The sequence below is a fragment of the Mariniflexile gromovii genome, from assembly GCF_017814435.1.
Taxonomy (GTDB): domain Bacteria; phylum Bacteroidota; class Bacteroidia; order Flavobacteriales; family Flavobacteriaceae; genus Mariniflexile; species Mariniflexile gromovii.
The window spans coordinates 37,859-55,140 of the sequence record NZ_JAGJCB010000023.1 but is presented as its reverse complement, the minus strand read 5'-3'; the positions used below and the strand labels follow the sequence as shown (position 1 = coordinate 55,140).

Annotated in this window: 13 protein-coding genes, 1 tRNA gene and 1 rRNA gene; 11 read left to right on the top strand and 4 right to left on the bottom strand. The window is 33.0% G+C overall.

What is annotated here, in order from left to right:
- A 5S ribosomal RNA gene (gene rrf, locus J8H85_RS19250) occupies positions 1 to 73 on the top strand; the annotation flags it as partial.
- A gap of 418 nt (positions 74 to 491) precedes the next feature.
- On the opposite strand, the gene J8H85_RS16775 is transcribed toward rrf, so the two are convergent.
- A tRNA-Phe gene (locus J8H85_RS16775) sits at positions 492 to 564 on the bottom strand.
- Positions 565 to 745: 181 nt separating this feature from the next.
- On the opposite strand from J8H85_RS16775, the gene J8H85_RS16770 reads away from it, so the two are divergent.
- The 7 genes from J8H85_RS16770 (at position 746) to J8H85_RS16740 (ending at position 8,646) form a co-directional block, all read left to right on the top strand.
- A complete protein-coding gene (locus J8H85_RS16770) occupies positions 746 to 1,477 on the top strand; it encodes a type III pantothenate kinase (protein WP_209656538.1) in 732 nt (243 codons plus the stop codon).
- Positions 1,474 to 2,778 carry an outer membrane protein transport protein gene (locus tag J8H85_RS16765; protein ID WP_209656537.1) on the top strand — a complete coding sequence of 435 codons (1,305 nt, stop codon included), beginning with the start codon at positions 1,474 to 1,476 and terminating at the stop codon, positions 2,776 to 2,778. The genes J8H85_RS16770 and J8H85_RS16765 overlap by 4 nt, the downstream gene beginning before the upstream one ends.
- 21 nt (positions 2,779 to 2,799) lie before the next feature.
- Entirely contained in the window at positions 2,800 to 4,176 is a 1,377-nt protein-coding gene (locus J8H85_RS16760) for a hypothetical protein (RefSeq protein WP_209656535.1), read from the top strand.
- A 28-nt stretch (positions 4,177 to 4,204) separates the two neighbouring features.
- Complete coding sequence (gene lptC, locus J8H85_RS16755) at positions 4,205 to 4,735, top strand: LPS export ABC transporter periplasmic protein LptC (RefSeq protein ID WP_245243840.1); 531 nt, start codon at positions 4,205 to 4,207, stop codon at positions 4,733 to 4,735.
- Between the two features lie 69 nt (positions 4,736 to 4,804).
- Positions 4,805 to 5,002, top strand: coding sequence for an LPXTG cell wall anchor domain-containing protein (locus J8H85_RS16750; protein ID WP_209656531.1), 198 nt, complete (start codon positions 4,805 to 4,807; stop codon positions 5,000 to 5,002).
- On the top strand, positions 5,003 to 6,292 hold the full coding sequence (locus J8H85_RS16745) for a hemolysin family protein (RefSeq protein WP_209656529.1): 1,290 nt from the start codon (positions 5,003 to 5,005) through the stop codon (positions 6,290 to 6,292).
- A 224-nt stretch (positions 6,293 to 6,516) separates the two neighbouring features.
- Complete coding sequence (locus J8H85_RS16740; protein WP_209656527.1) at positions 6,517 to 8,646, top strand: peptidylprolyl isomerase; 2,130 nt, start codon at positions 6,517 to 6,519, stop codon at positions 8,644 to 8,646.
- Between the two features lie 88 nt (positions 8,647 to 8,734).
- On the opposite strand, the gene J8H85_RS16735 is transcribed toward J8H85_RS16740, so the two are convergent.
- On the bottom strand, positions 8,735 to 9,661 hold the full coding sequence (locus J8H85_RS16735) for a GYDIA family GHMP kinase (protein ID WP_209656525.1): 927 nt from the start codon (positions 9,659 to 9,661) through the stop codon (positions 8,735 to 8,737).
- Between the two features lies 1 nt (position 9,662).
- Positions 9,663 to 10,991 (bottom strand): hydroxymethylglutaryl-CoA reductase, degradative, encoded by a 1,329-nt coding sequence (locus tag J8H85_RS16730; RefSeq protein ID WP_209656523.1) that lies wholly within the window; start codon positions 10,989 to 10,991, stop codon positions 9,663 to 9,665.
- A gap of 211 nt (positions 10,992 to 11,202) precedes the next feature.
- Here J8H85_RS16730 and J8H85_RS16725 point away from each other — a divergent pair, with 211 nt between their 5' ends.
- From J8H85_RS16725 to J8H85_RS16715, 3 genes are all read left to right on the top strand, one after another.
- Complete coding sequence (locus tag J8H85_RS16725) at positions 11,203 to 12,744, top strand: peptide MFS transporter (RefSeq protein WP_209656521.1); 1,542 nt, start codon at positions 11,203 to 11,205, stop codon at positions 12,742 to 12,744.
- A gap of 38 nt (positions 12,745 to 12,782) precedes the next feature.
- A complete protein-coding gene (locus J8H85_RS16720; RefSeq protein ID WP_209656519.1) occupies positions 12,783 to 14,525 on the top strand; it encodes a peptide MFS transporter in 1,743 nt (580 codons plus the stop codon).
- A gap of 89 nt (positions 14,526 to 14,614) precedes the next feature.
- Positions 14,615 to 15,163 carry a thioredoxin family protein gene (locus tag J8H85_RS16715; RefSeq protein ID WP_209656517.1) on the top strand — a complete coding sequence of 183 codons (549 nt, stop codon included), beginning with the start codon at positions 14,615 to 14,617 and terminating at the stop codon, positions 15,161 to 15,163.
- 68 nt (positions 15,164 to 15,231) lie between these two features.
- Here the strand turns inward: J8H85_RS16715 and J8H85_RS16710 are convergent, their stop codons facing one another.
- The gene (locus J8H85_RS16710) at positions 15,232 to 17,271 is read right to left on the bottom strand and encodes a ComEC/Rec2 family competence protein (protein ID WP_209656515.1); all 2,040 of its coding nucleotides are present in this window, start codon (positions 17,269 to 17,271) and stop codon (positions 15,232 to 15,234) included.
- Between the last annotated feature and the right edge of the window lie 11 nt (positions 17,272 to 17,282).

Sequence of the window (17,282 nt, the reverse complement as noted above, 5' to 3'; positions counted from 1 at the left end):
CATTCCGAACAGAGAAGTTAAGCCCGTTAGCGCCGATGGTACTGCATTGTGGGAGAGTAGGTCGTTGCCTTTTTTGGAAACCCTTCATTGAAAAATGAAGGGTTTTTTGTTTTTATATGGTTTGGTACGGCCCCTTTTGGTAAACCTAGTTTTTGGGACTTGGCACTGGACCGGCAGCTGTGGGCAAGAGCGATAGCAGTGTCATCCTTTTTATGGGCTTTTGGGACCACTCATTGTGGGGAAAAAGTGCAACTGTGGCACTGCCAGTAACTGTGCTGCAGCCCCTAGGCCATAAAAAGATACAACGGATAGCGTGGTTTTTGCTTTTTTTCAAAAACTTGCACTAAAGGGTGACTAAATTTGTTGGCTATTTAATACGAAATGGGGATTATTGAATTTTAGAGCTTGAAAGTTAGAAGAATTTAATAGGAATTAATAGGAATTGATTAAAAACAAAAAATCCCGTAAACAAAAGTTTCGGGATTTTTTTGTGGTACCTCCAGGAATCGAACCAGGGACACAAGGATTTTCAGTCCTTTGCTCTACCAACTGAGCTAAGGTACCTCGCCAAAGCGGTTGCAAATATATGTTGATTTTTGTTATTCAGCAAGAGAAATTTGTAAAAAATGCATCTTATTTTGTGTTTTTTTATTTTTAAAAATGCATGTATTTTATAATCAATATAATAAGTAAAATAAAATTTTAATTATGTTTCGTTTCGTAAATTTGAATTTTTATAATTTCTATGAATTTAATAATTGACGTAGGTAATTCTTTTGTGAAGCTGGCCGTGTTTAACGGGAATACCATGGAACATAAAGAAGTTGTTAAACTGGATTTGATTTTAGAGCGTATAAGAGCAATTAGGCATGAGTTTAGCGCTATTAAAAGAGCCATTGTATCTTCGGTAGGCAGATTAAATGAAGCGGATGTTGAAATTATTGGTGCTTATTTCGATTTATTGATTTTAAATTCAAACTTAAAGCTTCCTTATAAAAGTTTGTACAAAACCCCAAAAACTTTAGGGGTTGATAGGATAGCGCTAGTAAGTGCATCAGTCAATCAATTTCCAAATAACAATGTGCTTATTATAGATGCTGGAACATGCATTACTTATGATTTTATAACTGCAGAAAACCATTACTTAGGGGGGGCTATTGCTCCCGGTTTACGTATGCGTTATAAAGCTTTGCATAATTTTACCGCAAATTTACCGTTATTAGATACAACTTTGCCCAATAATATTGTTGGGAATTCTACGGAAACATCTATTCACTCGGGTGTGGTATATGGTGTTTTAAAAGAAATTGATGGGGTTATAGAAGATTATAAATTAAAATATTCAGATTTAACAGTTATTTTAACAGGAGGCGATAGTAATTTCTTGTCTAAACAATTAAAAAGTAGCATATTTGCGACTTCTAATTTTCTGTTAGAAGGACTGAACTTTATTTTACAATTTAATTCAAACGAATGATTAAAAAACTTGTATTGGTTTTTATTGCAGTTTTTGCAATTAATAGTTACGGGCAAGAAGGAACAACCTCACCTTATTCTTTTTATGGTATAGGTAGCTTAAAATTTAAAGGAACAGTCGAAAATAGAAGTATGGGAGGCTTAAGTATTTATAGCGATAGTATCCATGTTAACTTAAGAAATCCTGCCGGATATGCTGGTAAAAACTTAGATATATTAAATGGGGAAAGCAGACCCGTAAAGTTTACAGTTGGAGGATCTTTTTCCAATGTGACTTTAAAGAGCAACTCAGGAAGTGACAAAGCTAGTTCTGCTACGTTCGATTATTTAGCATTATCTGTGCCAATGGGTAAATTTGGCTTTGGCTTTGGTTTAATACCTTATACATCTGTGGGATATAAACTGGAAACTTTAGATGATAACTATGATGATGGTAGAAAATCGAATAGATTTAATGGTGAAGGCGGGTTGAATAAAGCATTTTTAGGTTTTGGATATCAAGTTAATGAAAAACTAAGTGTTGGTATTGATGTTCAATACAATTTTGGGAACATTCAAAATAGTTTTACCGCTCTTAATTATGACGATGATGGCGATATCATAACAAGCCAAACCAGAGAAAACAATAGATCTGATTTAAGTGGTTTGAATGTGAATTTAGGGTTGTCCTATAAAACGATGATAAGTACTAATTTAGAATTAGTTTCAGGTTTAACTTATACACCAAAAGCTAACTTAGGTTCACAAAATACAAGATCTTTTACGGTTGTAAATACTTTAGAACCAAGATTGAATAGAACAACAGAAGTAGATTTAGAGGCACTAGGGTTATTGGAAACAGATTTGGTTTTACCGTCAAAATTCTCGGTAGGAGCAGGTATTGGGAAACCAAGAAAATGGTTTGTAGGTATTGAATCTGAATACCAACAAACAAGTGAGTTTTCAAACGACTTATATACAAGTTCTGCGATAGTCTACAAAAATGCGTCAAGTGTTTCACTTGGAGGTTTTTACATTCCACAGTATAATTCATTCACAAGTTATTTAAAACGTGCCGTTTATAGAGCTGGTTTGCATTATGAAAACACAGGCTTAAATATAGAAAATGAATCAATAAACGAGTTTGGCATATCTTTTGGAGTAGGATTACCAGTTGGTAGTTTTTTCTCTAACGCCAACTTAGGAATGGAACTTGGAAGAAGAGGAACAACAAACAGTAATTTAATACAAGAGAATTTTGTTAATTTCCAAATAAGTTTATCTTTGAATGATAGATGGTTCCAGAAAAGAAAATATGACTAACAGCGTAACATTATTATTATCATGAAAACAAAAATTACATTATTATTAGCAGCTTTATTTATTGGGTTAAATATTGGGTTTGCACAGCAAGATGAAGAGTGTATGACAAAACTTTCCATATTCCATGAATATGTTAAAGCCCAAAATTTTGATGCAGCCTACCAACCTTGGATGGATGTAAGAAAAAAATGCCCTCAATTTAATAACGCTATATATATTGATGGTGAGAAAATTTTAACCGATAAAATTGAGAAATCAACTGGTGCAGATAAAGCTGCAGCTATAAACGATTTAATTAAGCTTTGGGCTGAAAGAGGCGAGCATTTTCCTGATAAAACACCTAAAGGTGAATATGGAGCACAGTCTTGTCAATTAATGTATGATAACAGAGCTCTTTTAAATAAAACAAATGAGGAATTATATGCTTGTTTTGATGCTGTTTACAAAGAAGATAAAGCAACATTTACAAACCCTCAAAGTTTATACACTTACTTTTCTTTGATGGTAGATTTATTTGATGCAGGAAAAAAAACAGCAGAGGATTTATTTAATAAATACGATGATATTGTAGAGAAAGTTGAAGATGAAGTAAAAAACTACTCTGAAAGCTTAAACGTACTTATCGAAAAAGAGGCAGCAGGTACTGAATTAACAAATACAGAAGGGCAATACAAAGTTTATTACGAGAGCTATTTGTCTAATTATGACTTGATTGCTTCGGGTATTGATGAAAAAATGGGTACAAGAGCTAATTGTGATATTTTAATTCCTCTTTATCAAAAGAATTTTGAGGATAATAAAATGAATGCCGATTGGTTACAAAGCGCGATGAATATGATGTATCAAAAAGAATGTACTGATGATCCATTGTTTGTGAAAATTGTTGAACAAAAAAACTCTATAGCTCCAGATGCAAATACTGCATTTTATGTGGGTGTGCTTAAAGATAAACAAGGTAAATCAAACGAAGCGATTGCTTTCTATAAGCAAGCCATTGATTTGGAAACTGATAATTTCAAAAAGTCAAATCTTAACAACAAAATTGCATTAAAGCTTAAAGCTAAAGGTAGCTATGGGCAAGCAAGAACCTTCTTTAGAGAAGCTTTAAGATTGAATCCTTCAAACGGACGTCCTTACTTATCAATTGCAGCTATGTATGCAGCAAGTGCTAATGATTGTGGAGATACTAACTTTAATAAAAGAGCGGTGTATTGGTTAGCAGCAGATGAAGCTCAAAAAGCTGCACGAGTTGATTCCAAACTATCAAGTGCATCTGCAAACTCTGCAGCAAACTATTTGTCTAAAGCACCTTCAAAAGCCGAGGTTTTTAGTTCCGGTAGATCTGGTGAAACTATTAAAATTGGTTGTTGGATTGGAGCTTCGGTTAAAGTTCCTTAAATAGATGACACTAAAATTTAAAAATATATTGCTGAACATAGTCACCATTATTGTGGTGACTATGTTTTTTTCATGTAACGACAGTTTTAATCAAGTTCAGAAAATAGGTGTTTCAGAAAATGAACCCATTGGCATTGCTGAAAACATTAACCTAAAACATACCGATTCTGGCAGAGTTACCGCAAATTTGTTAAGTCCAAAAATGCTGGATTTTACCAATAGAGACTTCCCTTATAACGAATTCCCAAAGGGTATTGTATTGAATTTGTTTGACGAGCAGAATAAAAAAAGTATTGTGGTAGCCGATTATGCTATTGTTTATGATAAAACAGATCTTTTGGACCTACAAGGAAATGTAGTGATTACTACCGCTGATAACAGGGTTTTAAAAACGGAACAATTATATTACGACCAAAAAAAAGAATGGTTGTTTACCAATAAGCCTGTAACATTTAGAACAGAAACGGATATTATAAATGGTAATGGTTTCGATTCAGATTCAAAATTCAAGACAGCCGAAGTGCTAGAAGTTACAGGTATTATTTCTGTGGAAGATTAATTTTGTTCAAAATTAATTTAAAAACTATCATGCTTCAATTTTAATTATCTTTACAAATATTATATAAAAATGAAATATTCTAAAATTTTTCAATACGCCTATTTGGTTTTCGCTGTACTGTTTATTTATGATGGTATAACTAAATGGAGTTCAGGGGCCTCTAATAGTGCCTATGTTTCCTTTGGACTTGCTGCACTAGCTATTTTCATGTATTTCTTTAGAAGAAAGTTTGCTAAAAAATACGATAATACTAATAATTCAAAATAAATGAGTATTGATGTCATCATCATTATTGTATCATTAATACTATCAGCTTTTTTTTCGGGTATGGAGATTGCTTATATATCTTCAAACAAAATCCATATAGAAATTGAAAAAAAACAGGAAGGTATTTTATCAAAAGTTTTAACGAAACTTACGGCTAAACCTTCAAAATTTATTGCAACCATGCTTATTGGCAACAATATAGCCTTGGTTATTTATGGGTTTTTTATGGGCGATTTGTTGGTAGATTGGTTTAAAACCATGGTGCCAACATCATACGCTTTTTTAGATTTGATGCTTACCGATTTTAGTCTGCTATCCCAAACGGTAATTTCTACACTCGTTATTTTAATTACTGCGGAATTTTTCCCGAAAGTATTTTTCCAAATATATGCCAATACATTAATTAAAGCTTTAGCAATTCCAGCTTACGGGTTTTATGTACTGTTTACGTTTATATCCGATTTTGTTATTTGGATTTCAGATTTTGTTTTAAAACATATTTTTAAAACCGAAGGCGACCAAATACAATTAGCATTCACTAAGGTGGAATTAGGTAATTATATTAGTGAACAAATGGAATCGGTTGAAGCACATGATGACGTGGATTCCGAAATTCAAATTTTTCAAAATGCTTTAGAGTTTTCAGAAGTTAAAGCACGCGAGGTTATGGTGCCTCGTACAGAAATCACTGCTGTTGAAATTAACGATTCCATCAAATCGCTTAGCGCGCTCTTTACAGAAACAGGTTTTACCAAAATTTTGGTTTATAAAGATACGATTGACGATATTTTAGGCTATGTGCACTCTTTCGAGTTATTTAAAAAACCTAAAAATATTAAAGCCATGATGCTTCCTGTGGAATACGTTCCAGAAACGGTATTGGTAAAAGACGTGCTTAGTGTGCTTATAAAAAAGCGTAAAAGTATGGCGATTGTTTTAGACGAATATGGCGGTACTGCAGGAGTTATGACTGTGGAAGATATTGTTGAAGAATTATTTGGTGAAATTGAGGATGAACATGATACCGTCGATTTAATTGAAGAAAAAAAGGAAAATGGTTCCTATACATTTTCAGCACGATTGGAAGTAGATTATCTTAATGAAACCTACAAGCTTAATCTTCCTGAAAGTGAAAACTACGAAACTTTAGGAGGTTTAATTGTAAACCATACTGAAGAAATTCCGGCACAAAATGAAGTTGTAAAAATTGACACCTTTGGTTTTACAATTTTAGAAGTATCAAACACTAAAATAGACCTTGTAGAATTGAAACTTTTGGATGAAGATTAGTTTTTTTATCTACGAATTGAAAAGACTTAAGGGAATGATTATGCCAAAAATATGATGTCAAAAAGTATCTATGATAATTCAAAAAACGTTATTCGAAAATCCTAATTCATAAATAGAGAATAACCCTTTTATTATTAAATAGAAAATAGTATTTTCGCCCACGATATTTTGCCAAGTACAATTGGCAACCAACTTAACAATAGTTTTTTAAAAAATAATTTCAAATGGCAGTTTTAAATAAGATAAGACAACGTTCACTATTTTTAATCATTGTAATAGCGTTAGCGTTATTTTCTTTTGTATTAGCAGATTTGTTTAAAAGCGGTAGCTCGTTTTCAGCAAGTTCTCAAGATATTGTAGCTACCGTAAATGGTAAAGACATTACCCGCGAAGACTTTATGCAAAAAGTAGAGGCTGCACAACGTCAAGCAGGACCAAATGCTACAGGTTCGCAAGTTATTAACCAGGTTTTTGAACAGGAAGTTAGACAGGCCATCATGGAAAACCAGTACGAAAAACTAGGTATTTCTATAGAAAAAGACCAAATGAGAGACTTGTTAAAAACAACCTTGTCTACCAGTCCAGAGTTTTTAAACGAAGCAGGTCTATTCGATGAGAATAAACTAAATGAATACATAGCCAATTTAAAAGAAACTTCTGCCGAAGGTTACCAAGGTTGGGTTAACTACGAGAATTCTATAGCTTCAAACGCTTTGCAACAAAACTACTTTAACATGGTTAGAGCTGGTTTAACAGCAACGCTGAAAGAAGGTGAATTAGAGCATAAATTAGAAGGAAATAAAGTTGATATCCAGTTTGTTCAAATTCCTTACTCTTCAATTGAAGATGATAAAGTGAAAATTTCAACTTCTGATATTTCGGATTACATTAAAAAGCATAAAAAACAATTTGAAGTAAAAGAATCCAGAGATATTAAATTTGTTCAATTTAATGAAGTGGCTTCAGCCGAAGACGAAAAGGCTATAAAGGAAAGTTTAAAAGGTCTTTTAAAAGATAAAGTGGAGTATAACGATGTTTCAAAATCAGAAGAAACAGTTATCGGTTTTTTAAATACTACTAATAGCGAAAGTTTTGTAAATAATAATTCTGATATTAAATTTGATAAGCGTTTTGTTTTTAAATCTGATTTAACTCCTGGGGTTGCTGATAGTATTTTTAAATTAAATGTAGGTCAAGTTTACGGCCCATATACAGATAATGGATACTACAAACTTTCTAAAGTTGTTGCGGTTAAACAAATACCAGATTCTGCAAAAGTAAGACACATATTAATTCCTTTCATAGGTTCTCAAAGTGCTTCTGCAGAAGTAACAAGATCTGAAGCGCAGGCAAAAAGTTTTTCAGACAGTTTATTAACTGTGTTAAAAGCCGATAAAAGTAAATTCTCTGAATTTGTAACTGAATATTCTTCAGACCAAGGAAGCGTGAATAACGAAGGTCGTTACGATTGGCACCCTTATAATTCTATGGTACCGGAATTTAATGATTTTGAGTTTGAAGGTAAGGTAGGGGACTTAGGTGTAGTAAAAACTATTTTTGGTTTTCATATTATAGAAATTGAAGGTCAAAAAGATAAAAAGACAGCAATGCAAATTGCTACAGTTGCAAGAAAGATTGAACCATCTGAAACTTCAATTGATAAAATATTTAGAGATGCATCTAATTTTGAAATAGCTGTAGGGAAAAAAGATTTTGAAGCTGTAGCCAAAGAGAAAAATCTTGCGGTTATGCCAGTAAATAATCTGAAGGTTTTAGATGAGAATATACCTGGTGTTGGAAGCCAAAGACCCATAGTACGTTGGGCTTTTGAAGATAATACAGAAGTAGGCGATATTAAACGTTTTAATGTTACCAATGGGTATGTAATAGCACAATTAGTAGCTAAGCATGAAGAAGGACTTATGTCTGTTGAAGATGCTAAAGCAACTGTTATGCCTATTGTTCGTAATGAAAAGAAAGCAGAATTAATTAGAAAAAGAGTGTCTGCAACTAGTTTAGAGGCTTTGGCAAAAGCCGAAAATACCACTGTAAGAACAGCTGTTGGCATTAATATGAAAAATCCAATGCTTACAGGTGCTGGTAGAGAACCTTTAGTGGTTGGTTCAGCTTTTGGCTTAAAAGAGGGTAAGACTTCTAAATTAATTGATGGTGCTAACGGTGTTTATATGATTAAAGTAACTAAGGTAACGCCAGCAACTAAGTTAGATAGTTATCAAGCTGCTGCTAATAGAGTAGAGCAACAAAAATTAAATGTAGTTTCTTCAAGACTATACAATGCCTTAAAAGAGGCTGCTGATATTGAAGACAATAGAGCGAAAAACCAAATTCAATAATAATTTCTTCAAAAATAAAATTTTAGAAATATAAAAAAGGAGCAAATTTTATTTGCTCCTTTTTGTTTTATAAAAAATTTGGGCATATTTAGAAATCAAGGACCATATCCTTGTAAGGCACTATAACATCAAACCCTTTATTTTTAAAATAAGAAGTTGGGTTTTGCTGTGAAGTTGCTAAAACAAAATCGCCTCCCCAAGCACCTAAACTTTTAATGCTCCCGTTAAAGTCAGAAAACAAAATGTCTTTAACCGTTTTTTGTTTTATGGTTTTTGAAATGATGCTTTCATGCTGTGTTATTAAAATTTCAAAAGCTTCTAAAGTTTTACAGTCGATTATTTGGGTAGTGATGTGGTTGATTTCTGAAACTACCGATTCTATATTATGTTTATTGTCATTATAAGAGGCAATACCATCACGACTGTTTTGTTTTTTATTGAGATATATAAAGTATAAATGGTCTTTAAAATTAGGATTGAAATCCACCTTTATAATACTTCTATCCCTTTGTGTACAGTCCGATAATTTTAGTTGATAGGTTATAGGAAGGTTATTTTGCGCACAAGCAATATCATAACCACTACCGCCGAAAGTCTTTTCCAACAATTCAAAGGCATTTACATTGGCCCATTGTGAAATATTGTTAATTAAAGTAGAAGAAGTGCCCAGTCCCCAATTTTTTGGAAATGTTAAATCTGTAGATATTTTAAAGCCACTTTTTGTGTTTAAAAAATCAGGATTCAGTATTTTGGCAGTATTTAAAATTTGAATGATTCGTTGTGAAACCTCATTGCGAGGCGTTAACGACGAAGCCATCTCATGAAGAGGAAATGTATCTTCAAACCAAATAGAACCATCACTATTAAAACTTTTCCAACTAATTTTAGGTATATCGACAGGTTCAACAGTTAAAGATTGTCCGAATTTAGTAGGAATAGCAAGAGATAAAGCGCCATCAAGCACTACATATTCCCCAGTAATTAGAAGCTTCCCGTTGCTATAAAGTTTCTGCACGCTAATCGTTTTTCTTAAATCGTAAATCCTTAATAGCCTCCACAACTGCTGTATGCGTTACCAAATTTGTTTTAAAATGGTCGGTTAAAGTTGCTTTTTCAGTTTCAGTAGCTCCAAATTGGTTAAGAATATTCATCAAATGCATTTTCATATGCCCTTCTTGAATCCCTGTTGTGGTTAACGAACGCAAAGCCGCAAAATTCTGTGCTAAACCAGCAACGGCAACAATTTGCATCAATTCTTTTGCGGTTGGATGATGCAGTAACTCTAAAGATAATTTCACTAATGGGTGCAGTCCCGTTAAGCCTCCAATGGTTCCAAGTGCCAATGGTATTTCCATCCAAAAAGTAAAAATGCCATCTTCAATTTTGGTATGCGATAAACTGCTGTATTTTCCGTTTCTTGAAGCATAGGCATGTACGCCAGCTTCAACCGCTCTAAAGTCGTTACCAGTAGCTAAAACCACGGCATCAATACCGTTCATAATGCCTTTGTTATGGGTAACAGCGCGGTATGGTTCTACCTCGGCAATATTTACAGCCTGAACAAATTTAGTAGCAAATTCTTCAGCTGAAATGTTTTTGTCTTCATTCAAATCTTCAACTTTGCAACTTACTTCTGCGTGCACCAAACAATCGGGAACATAGTTAGAGAGTATGCTCATAACAACTTGAATGTTCTTTTCTTGTTCAGAAAATCCTTCAAAATTTAAAGCTTCATTCTTAAATGTTTTGGCAAATTGTTCTAAACAGGAATTTATAAAGTTGGCACCCATAGCATCTAAGGTTTCAAACGACGCATGCAATTGGTAATAGCCTTTTATGTCTTGTGTTTTGTTACGTAATTCAATATCTACAATGCCACCACCACGTTTTTCCATGTTTTTGGTGATAGGTTTTGCATCATCAATGAGTCGCGATTTAATATGATTGAAATAATTTTTTAGGTTTTCAATATTTCCATAGTACATAAAATGTACCTGCCCAATTTTTGTAGTAGAAATAACTTTGGTTTTAAAACCACCCCTGTCCATCCAAAATTTAGCAGCCTTACTAGCTGCCGCCACTACCGAACTTTCTTCAATAGCCATTGGAATAGTGTAAATCTTTCCATTTATTAAGAAATTAGGAGCAACACCTAAAGGTAAATAATAATTGGTGATGGTGTTTTCAATAAACTCGTCGTGAAGCTGTTGTAATTTATCGTTGGTATTCCAATATTGTTTTAAAATGCGTTTAGCGTCTTCAGTATTAGAAAAATATGTTTCAACTATCCAATCAATTTTTTTAGATTTTGAGAGTTTAGAGAAACCAGAAATGGATGCACACATTAATTTAGATTTAAAAACACAAAGATACTATATCCTTTATTTATTTGAATGCAGGCAGATTTAATTGTTAATGTTTGCTATTTTTTGAAGAATTTTTAGTAAACTTGAAAACTTTTAATAAAACAGCAACGATTGGTTGAAATTAGCAAGATTATTCTAAAGAACAATCACTTTGTTATTCAAGGGTTAAAGTTGCGATAATATTATCTATATGTCAGATTCTACCATAAGTAAACCAAATAAAGATCAATTATTTGGACATCCTAAAGGACTTTTTATCTTATTTTTTACTGAAATGTGGGAACGATTTTCATTTTATGGAATGAAAGCCCTTTTGATTTTTTACTTAACAAAATACCACTTATTCACCGATGTAGACGGTAACTTATTAATAGGAAGTTATGCAGCTTTGGTTTATGCAATTCCTGTAGTTGGTGGTTTCCTAGCAGATAGGTATTTGGGTTTTAGAAAGGCCATTGTTTTTGGAGGCATTATGTTGGTATTAGGGCATGCAGGTATGGCTTACGAAGGCAATGCGGCAACACAATCGGTTACAGGTGAAATAGTGAGAGATAATTTTGCACTTCAGGTATTTTACTTGTCCTTGGCTTTTATCATTTTAGGAGTTGGTTTTTTGAAAGCCAATATTTCTTCTTTGGTTGGAGAATTATATCATGAAGGAGACAAACGTAGGGATTCTGGATTTACTATATTTTATATGGGAATAAATCTAGGCTCGTTTTTAGCAACTATTATATGCGTTTGGTTAGGAGAAACCTATGGTTGGAGTTATGGGTTTGGTGCTGCAGGTGTTGGTATGTTTTTTGGTTTGTTAACCTTTATTTCTGGTAAAAAGTATTTGTTAGGCAAAGGAGAGTCTGATGTGCCAGAACTATTAAACAAAAAAACATTAGGTATTAAAAATGAGTGGCTTATTTATGCTTTAAGTGTGCTGGCTACCTTAGTAGTTTGGCAAATGGTACAAAGCCATAGTGTGGTTCAAAACCTACTTATTATTGCAGGAGCAGCTTCATTTATATATATAGTATACTATGCCTTTACCCAATTGGAAAAGGTTGCAAGAGAACGTTTAATAGCCTTAACAATATTGATTGTTTTTACGGTTATTTTTTGGGCATTATTTGAACAAGCATATACATCTTTAAATTTATTTGCAGACCGTATTTTAGATAGAGGTGAAATAGCAGCAGGAACATTTTTAAGTCTTAACGCTTTATTTATTATTATTCTTGCTCCTATTTTTGCTTGGTTATGGGTAAAACTTGGTAAGTACAATCCAAATACAGCTGTGAAATTTTCGTTGGCATTAATTTTGGTAGGTTTAGGTTTTGGATCGTTGGTAATGGGAATAAATGCTTCTGAATTAGGGAAAGTTGCAATATATTGGTTAGTAATAACTTATTTTTTACATACTTGTGGCGAATTATGCTTGTCTCCAGTAGGTTTGTCGGCAGTCACTAAACTATCACCGGTTAAAATTGTTGGATTTATGATGGGCGTTTGGTTTTTAGCAACGGCAAGTTCTGAATTTATTGCATCTATTTTGGCAAACATAGCTTCGGTTGATACAACCAACGGAACCGCACCCGATTTGAATCTAGCAAAACAGAGCTATCTTAAACTTTTTGAATATTTATTTTATACAGGTTTAGGTTTTGGGGTGCTGTTATTAGTGCTTTCGCCAATTATCAAAAAATTGATGCATGGCGTAGATAAAGAATTGAATAGTTAAATATAATAAAGCAAATAAACGAATTATAATTATTGATTATGAGTGAGAATTCTACCGACCAGTTTTTTAAAAGTACCGTTTTAGGGCATCCATCAGGTCTATTTATATTATTTTTTACCGAAATGTGGGAGCGTTTTTCTTATTATGGAATGCGAGCATTATTAGTACTGTTCTTAACAGCTTCATTGTTAGATGAAGGTTGGGGATGGCCACGTGAACATGCCATGGCATTATTTGGATCTTATGTGGGGTTGGTATATCTGTCAACCATGATGGGTGGTTATTTTGCAGATAAAATAATTGGATTTCGTTGGGCTGTCGTGGTTGGAGCATTGCTAATGACTTTGGGGCACGCCTCTATGGCTGTTGAAACCCAATGGTCAATATATTTGGGATTAGGGTTATTGGTTATAGGTAATGGGTTTTTTAAGCCCAATATGACGTCTATTGTCTCAGAAATGTATAAAGACAGACCAGAGAAAAAGGATGGTGCTTATACTATTTTTTATATGGGGGTGAATGCTGGAGCGTTTTTAGGAATTCTGCTATGTGGTTATTTAGGTGAGCGCGTAGGTTGGAGTATAGGATTTGGACTAGCGGGAATTTTTATGTTCTTTGGGTTGGTTCAGTTTTGGTTAGCTCAAAATATTTTTGGAGATATAGGTTTGAAGCCTAAAAAAGATGATAAAAACTCAATAGAATCTAAAGATAATGATAAGAGAGTCCCATTTACTTCTTGGCAATTAGGATTGATTGTTCTAATGGTCGTTTTGGGGCTGTTATGGGTTTTAAATGCACCTGCAACAACAATCTCTAATGGTGAGGTTAATATATTTTCGTTTTTAGGTGAAAATGGAAATAATATAGCCATTATAACGGCTCTTGTGCTATTTCTAATACTGTTAATTTATAGATTTACGCAATATTCAAAAATTACCAGAGAGAAATTAATAGCTGTTACTTTTTTTGCAATCCTATCGGTTTTCTTTTGGGCTATTTTTGAGCAATCTCCAGGAACTCTAACCATTTTTGCTAGAGATTATACCGATAGAACTTTAGATGGTTCTTCTGCCACGATATTTAGAATTGTTAATGCATGTATGACCATTATTCCTCTTGGCATTATTACTTGGGTTTTGTTCTTGCTTTTTAAACAAACATTTGCCAAGTATAAATGGGCAAATGTGGTTTTAAGTCTAAGTTTTATAATCGTTTGGGGTATTGCTATTTGGATGTTGTTAGATCAATTAAATGATAAAGAGCTTGAAATTCCAGCTTCTTGGTTTAGTGTTTTAAATTCACTGTTTATTATAACATTAGCTCCTTTGTTCTCAAAATGGTGGGAAAGTAAATATAACCCTTCAGCAAACGGTAAATATGGTATTGGTATGTTTTTGCTAGCCTTAGGAATGGCATGTGTTGCTTTTGGAGCAATGGGTATAGAGCCTGGTGCCAAAACAGCTTCCGTAAGTATGATATGGTTGGTTTTGGTGTATTTATTCCATACTATGGGAGAACTGTGTATTTCACCAGTAGGATTGTCTTATGTTAGTAAGTTGGTGCCAGCAAGAATGATTGCCTTTATGTTTGGCGTTTGGTATTTAGCGATTGCGATAGGAATGAAAGGTGCTGGAGTGTTTGGTGAAAATGTTGATAAAATTGCCAATGAAAATGGTATCAGTTATTTTTTCTGGATATTAACAATTATATCTGTTATCGCTGGAGTAGTGGCTATTTTATTCCAGCCTATCATTAAAAAATTAATGCACGGTGTTCGTTAATCGAAAAAAATAGTTAAAAATATTATGAAATGCGCCACTTTTGGCGCATTTTTTGTAAGTTCGACGCTAGTATCACAACAAAGTGAATTATGAAGAGATTATTATATATTTTAGTTTTTGCTGTTTTAACATCGGTTACCGGTATGGCACAAGAGATTAATTGGATTACACTTGAAAAGGCCGTAGAACTTCAAAAGAAAAACCCAAAGAAGATAATGATAGATGTTTATACAAGCTGGTGTGGTCCTTGTAAAATGTTAGACAGAAACACTTTTCAAAACCCAGATGTAGCCAAGTATGTTAACGAAAATTATTATGCAGTTAAGTTTAATGCGGAAGGTAATGAAACGGTAAACTATAAAGGGAAAACTTTTACGAACCCAGGTTATAAACCTGAATTGGCAAGCAGACGTAATTCAGCACACCAATTAGCAAGCTATTTTCAAATTCAAGCATACCCAACCATTGTTTTTATGGATGAAAAAGCCGATGTTATTGCGCCTATTCGAGGATATCAAACACCACCTCAATTAGAGTTGTATTTAAAAATGTTTAAAGCTGATGAGCATAAAACCTTAGATACCCAAGAAAAATTTAACACCTATTACACTGCTTTTAAGCCTCAATTTAAGGGGTAATCAGTGTTTTTTTTGGAATTTGGAATTTATTTTTTTGAAATTTTAATATTTAATAGAAGTAGATTATTTCAGTATTTTATAATAAAAGCTCCTTTTTTGCTAGTTTGGTGAAATGAGAGCTTTCTTTTTTTGCAAACGCTTTCCCAACCTTCTACATACGATTTATAGTTGCTGCCATCTGCAATTATGTATTTTGGCTTTAAGGAATCAATCAATCGGTTTAAGTTTATTTTAGGCGATTGACGAAGCAATACATAATCGGGTTGAAATGATTTTATATTGTAAATTCCTAAACTGTCAATCACTAATAATTTTTTGGTATTCAGCATGTAAACTGGCTGTAGCTTATCTTCTCTAATGGTTTTAATGTGATTTCCAACCGTATAATCTTTAACTATTTTAGTTTTCAGTTTTGTGATGGTGTCCAAATCAGAAGCCAATGTTATACCCTTGTTCATTGTGTTTCCCAACAAAGTATATCTGCTTTTATGAAATACAATAAATTGATTTTTAGGTGTGTTGGAATTCGTGTAAATGATGGCAGATTGCACCAATAGAATACTTATTAAAAACCATTTTAAAGCTGAAAAATTTCGTTTTGCGTAAAGAAGAACAAGAGCAATGATGAAAATGTATGAAACGAAAACGTGGAGTAAACTAAACGGAATATCCTTAAATAGAAAATCTTCTTGCTTTGAAATCCATCCTACAAACGAATTCATTAAATTAATGACATAGCCATAACTAGTGGCTATAAATTGAGGTAGTATATTTAAAATTGCTAAAAAAATAAGTAATATTCCAAAGCCTAAAATAATGCCTAAAAGTGGTATGATTACCAAGTTTGAAAGAAAGAACAAACTCGGAAATTGATGAAAATAATATAAACTTAACGGAATAATTCCAAATTGAGCAGAAACCGTAACGGTTAGTGTATGCCAAAGGGTATCAGGAAGCCAATATTTAGTTTTCCATAGTTTATATAATAATGGGTCGATGGCTACAATGGCAAAAACAGCCAAATAACTTAATTGAAACCCAACATCAAACAAAAACATAGGCTTGAATAGTAAAATTATAAGCATTGATATGGCAAGCGTATTATAAATATTGGTGGGTCTATTTAAATTTTTCGCAATAGCTACCACGCTAAACATGGTAACTGCCCGTGTTACAGAGGCAGAAAGTCCTGCTATAATGGCAAAACTCCATAAAATACTCACTAATAAAATGGCATTCATTAATTTGCCATGTTTAATTTGTGTTACGGGTTTGAAAATAAATTGTAAAATCAATAAAATAAGCCCGATGTGCAACCCTGAAATAGCTAAAATATGAATAGCTCCTGCATTTGTGTAACTGGTGTAAACTTCTTCACTAATGTCTTGCCGTTGCCCCAATAAAAGGGCATTGATAATAGCTAATTCATCGGGTTTGAAATGATAGGGTTTTAGTTTTTCGTTTATATGGTTTCTAATATTATTTGCAATTCCAAAAAGGGTATGGGTAGATGATTTTACTTTGAAAAGAGAAGACTCAGTAGTAAATATTTGATGGTAAATATATTTTTTTTCTAAGTAAGATTTGTAGTTGAATTGGTTTGGGTTTAACGGATTGATTAAATCTTTAAAGGCTGTTTTGCTGATAAAAACAGCATCAACTTTCAGCGGTTTGGTTAATGAATCTTTTTGGATGTTTAAAAGCGATTTGCCTATAACCTCCTCGTTATCAATATTCAATAAATCAATTATATATTTATCGTAATAGTTTCCTGGTTTTAAAACTTCGCGAACCCTAAACGTGATGGTTTTTAAGGAATCAGGTTCTTTAGAAATTAAATAGGAATAATGTTTCGGATTGTTTTTGTCATTATGAAGATTGGTAACTAAAATACCTATTAAAACCATAGTGATAAAACTAAAAATGCCAAACCAAATGGTTTTAACAAATTTGTTTCTAGCAATAAGAAAAAAAGTAGTAGTTAAAAGAAAACCAATGCCTGCAAAAAGTAGATTTATGTATAGTGGTATGTTGAAACCATAGCCAATAACAATGCCCAAAATAAAGCAAAAAGTTAGTTTTATTATGGTGAAATTGAGTAGCTTCATGACTACTCTAA